The sequence below is a fragment of the Pseudomonas sp. SST3 genome, from assembly GCF_003325755.1.
Map to the genome: position 1 here is coordinate 1 of NZ_QORI02000115.1, position 4,474 is coordinate 4,474.

Annotated in this window: 4 protein-coding genes and 1 pseudogene; all 5 read left to right on the forward strand. The window is 61.5% G+C overall.

The annotated features are described in order from the left end of the window. Positions 1 to 278: pilus assembly protein PilP (locus tag DQ405_RS24625; protein WP_168426379.1), on the forward strand; the 278-nt coding region annotated here is incomplete at its 5' end. Positions 279 to 416: 138 nt separating this feature from the next. Then, a pseudogene (locus tag DQ405_RS24630) lies at positions 417 to 1,672 on the forward strand (type IV pilus secretin PilQ); the annotation flags it as partial. A gap of 4 nt (positions 1,673 to 1,676) precedes the next feature. Beyond that, positions 1,677 to 2,195 (forward strand): shikimate kinase AroK, encoded by a 519-nt coding sequence (aroK, locus tag DQ405_RS24635; RefSeq protein ID WP_003187914.1) that lies wholly within the window; start codon positions 1,677 to 1,679, stop codon positions 2,193 to 2,195. Between the two features lie 126 nt (positions 2,196 to 2,321). After that, on the forward strand, positions 2,322 to 3,422 hold the full coding sequence (gene aroB / locus DQ405_RS24640) for a 3-dehydroquinate synthase (protein ID WP_014716582.1): 1,101 nt from the start codon (positions 2,322 to 2,324) through the stop codon (positions 3,420 to 3,422). Positions 3,423 to 3,432: 10 nt separating this feature from the next. Beyond that, positions 3,433 to 4,474 (forward strand): AAA family ATPase (locus DQ405_RS24645; protein ID WP_168426380.1); only part of this gene is annotated, 1,042 nt, incomplete at its 3' end.

A 4,474-nucleotide genomic window follows, 5' to 3' on the forward strand; every position in this document is an offset into this window, starting at 1 on the left:
TTGCCCCGGATTTCACCCGGCCACGGGGACTGTTGGAGGGTATGCGCCTCGATCAGTTCGAAATGGTCGGCACGTTGTCCCGTGGTGCGCAGGCCTTTGCCTTGTTGCGGGCTGGGGCCAGGGTGTATCGGCTGGCGGTGGGTGATTACCTGGGGCTGGACCATGGCCAGGTCACGGCCATTCAAGACGCTGCTGTCGAGCTGGTGGAGCTGTTTCCCGATGGACAGGGTGCCTGGCTGGAACGCCCGCGAACCCTTGTGCTGAACGTCAACTCATAACGGAATCAAACAATGAAAAGGACCTTCTCGTCCTTCGGTGTGGCGCTATGGATAGCGTTCACGGCACCGATGGCTGCTGCTGTGCCCAATCGCCTCGACCTTATCCAACTGCCGCCGCCCGACAGCGCCCCGCCGGTCAGCTATACAGGCGCCAAACTGACCCTGAATTTCCAAGACATCGACTTGCGTGCGGTATTGCAGCAAATCGCCGATGTCGCCGGGCTCAACCTGGTGACCAGCGATGAGGTGCAGGGCTCGATCACCCTGCGGCTCAAGGATGTGCCCTGGGACAGGCTCTGGACCTGGTACTGCAAACCAAGGGCTTGGACAAGCGAGTCAAGGCGGGCGTGCTGCTGGTGGCGCCCGCCGATGAATTGGCTGCCCGAGAGCTGTTGATGCTGGAGTCGCGCAAGCAGATGGCCGAGCTGGCGCCCTTGCGTCGGGAGCTGCTGCAGGTCAATTACGCCAAGGCCGCCGACCTGGCCAAGCTGTTTCAGTCGGTGACCGGCTTTGAGGGCGCCACCGATGAGCGCGGTTCGGTGGCGGTGGATGACCGCACCAACAACATCATCGCCTACCAGACTGGCGAGCGGCTCCAAGAGCTGCGGCGCATCGTGGCGCAGCTGGATATCCCGGTACGCCAGGTCATGATCGAGGCGCGGATTGTGGAGGCCAATGTCGACTACGACAAAAGCCTGGGTGTGCGCTGGGGTGGGCGGCTCACCCGCGGCAACGGCGGCGTTGGCGGTATTGCCAAGCCGCCGGCGGAGGGTGCCGAGCCGCCGCAAAACCCACCCAGTTCACCCTTTGTCGACTTGGGGGCGCTGGCCGGAACCTCGGGCCTGGGGATCGCCTATATCACCGACAACCTGTTGCTGGACCTTGAGCTGACCGCCATGGAAAAAACCGGCAACGGTGAGATCGTCTCGCAGCCCAAGGTCGTCACCTCCGACAAAGAGACTGCACGCATCCTCAAGGGCACCGAGATTCCTTACCAGGAATCCACCTCCCAGGGCGCCACCTCGGTGTCGTTCAAAGAGGCTTCGCTGTCGCTTGAAGTCACGCCGCAAATCACCCCCGACGACCATGTGATCATGGCGGTCAAGGTCACCAAGGATGAGCCTGACTACCTGAATCGCCTCAATGACGTGCCGCCGATCAAGAAAAACGAGGTCAACGCCAAGGTTCTGGTCAGGGATGGCGAGACCATCGTCATTGGCGGGGTTTTCTCCAACACCCAGAGCAAAGTGGTAGATAAAGTGCCATTTTTGGGCGATGTGCCGTATCTTGGCCGCCTTTTCCGGCGCGATGTGCTGGCGGAGAAAAAATCCGAGCTGCTGGTATTCCTGACTCCGCGTATCATGAATAACCAGGCGATTGCTGTGAGTCGTTGATTCTGTGCGAAATTTGATTCTTGTAGGGCCGATGGGGGCTGGAAAAAGCACCATCGGCCGTTTGCTGGCCAAAGAGCTGCGCCTGCCGTTCAAAGATTCCGACAAGGAAATTGAATTGCGCACGGGTGCCAATATCCCATGGATCTTCGATAAAGAAGGCGAGCTGGGCTTTCGTGACCGCGAGCAGGCGATGATTGCCGAGCTGTGCGGCTGCGATGGCGTGGTATTGGCGACCGGCGGTGGCGCTGTCATGCGCGATGAAAACCGTCGGGCGCTGCATGCCGGTGGTCGAGTGGTGTATTTGCACGCGTCGGTCGAGCAGCAGGTGGGCCGTACCGCCCGTGATCGCAATCGCCCGTTGTTGCGCACTGCCGACCCGGCCAAAACCCTGCGTGACCTGCTGGCGCTGCGCGATCCGCTGTACCGGGAAATCGCCGATCTGGTGGTGGAAACCGATGAGCGGCCACCTCGGATGGTCGTGCTCGACATCCTCGAGCGCTTGCAACGGTTGCCACCCCGTTAAAGCCTGGCCCGAAATGCGCTATTCTCGGCGGCGCGCCATCACCCTGTAAGGTATGGCGTAGAGCCACTAGGCGGTGTCGAGATATCGACAGTGCCGGTCGTCAATACATCTTCAACGCGGGGACACATGCAGACACTTAAGGTCGATCTAGGCGAGCGCAGCTACCCGATCCACATTGGCGCAGGTCTGTTGGACCAGCCCGAACTGCTTGCGCCGCATATTGCCGGCCGACAGGTGGCGATCATCTCCAACGAAACGGTCGCGCCGCTGTATCTTGAGCGTTTGAGCCGCAGCCTGGCGGCGTACTCGGTGATCTCCGTGGTGTTGCCTGACGGCGAGGCCCACAAAAACTGGGAAACCCTGCAGCTGATCTTTGATGGCCTGCTGACCGCACGCCATGACCGTCGAACCACTGTGGTCGCCCTGGGCGGCGGTGTGATTGGCGACATGGCCGGTTTTGCCGCGGCCTGCTACCAGCGCGGCGTGGATTTTATCCAGGTGCCGACCACCTTGCTGTCCCAGGTCGATTCGTCGGTGGGCGGCAAGACCGGTATCAACCACCCGCTGGGCAAGAACATGGTCGGCGCGTTCTATCAGCCCCAAGCTGTGCTGATCGACACTGCTACCCTCAACACCCTGCCACCGCGTGAGCTGTCGGCCGGCCTGGCGGAAGTCATCAAGTACGGGCTGATCTGCGATGAGCCGTTCCTGACCTGGCTGGAAGAGCACATGGACGCCTTGCGCGGCCTCGACCAGGTGGCGCTTACCGAGGCGATTTCCCGCTCATGCGCGGCCAAGGCGCTGGTAGTCAATGCCGACGAGCGCGAGTCCGGTGTGCGGGCCACACTGAACCTGGGCCACACCTTCGGCCATGCGATCGAAACGCACATGGGCTATGGTGTGTGGTTGCATGGGGAAGCCGTAGCGGCTGGCACGGTGATGGCATTGGACATGTCGCAGCGCCTGGGCTGGATTAGCGCCCAAGAGCGTGATCGCGGTATCCGCCTGTTCCAGCGCGCCGGTTTGCCGGTTATTCCGCCCACGGATATGACCGAGGCGGATTTCCTTGAACATATGGCGATAGACAAGAAAGTGATCGACGGTCGACTTCGACTGGTACTGCTGCGCCACATCGGCGAAGCCGTGGTGACCGACGATTATCCAAAAGAGATTCTACAGGCCACGCTGGGAGCGGATTACCGCGCCCTGGCCCAGCTCAAAGGTTAAATAAGACCCGATGACTAGTTTGCATGCCGACGAGGCGTTCCTCGGCCATTACCACTTGAGCCACGACCCCTTTGCTCCACGGGTGCCGGGTTTCAAATTCTTCCCCGCCCAGCGCAAGCCGGTACTGGGGCAGTTGCATCACCTCGCGCGCTACAGCCAGTTGCTGCTGGTGGTCACCGGCCCTCTGGGCAGCGGCAAGACCTTGCTGCGCCAGGCGCTGGTGGCCAGCACCAACAAGCAATCGGTGCAGAGCGTGGTGGTATCGGCCCGCGGTGCCGGTGATGCGGCCGGCGTATTGCGCCAGGTAGCGCAGGCGTTGGACGTCTCCAATGCCGAGCCGAACGCGATTCTCAAGCAAGTGGTGCAGTTGGGCCTGACCGGCCAGGAAGTCTACCTGCTGGTAGATGACGCCGAGCAGCTCGACGAATCCGCCCTCGAAGCGCTGCTGGCGCTCGCGGCGGGCACGCCGGAAGGTCGTCCGCATGTGTTCCTGTTCGGTGAGTCGTCGCTGATCGCCGATCTGGAGCAGATCAGTGGTGAGCAGGAGCTGTTCCACGTCATCGAGTTGCAGCCGTACGAAGAGGAAGAAACCCGCGAATACCTGGCACAACGCCTTGAAGGCGCCGGGGCGGGTATCGAACTTTTCACCGCTGCGCAGATCTCTGATATTCACGAAAGCTCCGATGGCTGGCCTGGAAACATCAACCAGGTTGCCCGCGATGCGATGATCGAAGCCATGATTGCCAGCCGCTCTGCGGTCAAGCGTCCAAAGATGGGGTTCACTATGCCTAAGAAGCACGTATTGGCTATTTCCGCCGTTGTCGTGGTCGCTGTAGCCGCCGCCTGGTTGATCCCGGGTCGCAACAAGGCACCGACAACCACCGGCGCGCCAACTGAGCAGGCGCAGTTGCCATTGGGCAAGCCCACGCCAAACGTCGAATTTGCCAACTCCGGCCAACCGACCAACCTGCCGATGGTCGGCCAACCGGTGATGCGCGGCCCGCTGGCAGAAGAAGCCGGTGGCATCTCCGAAGGCGACGACGGAGTGCCGG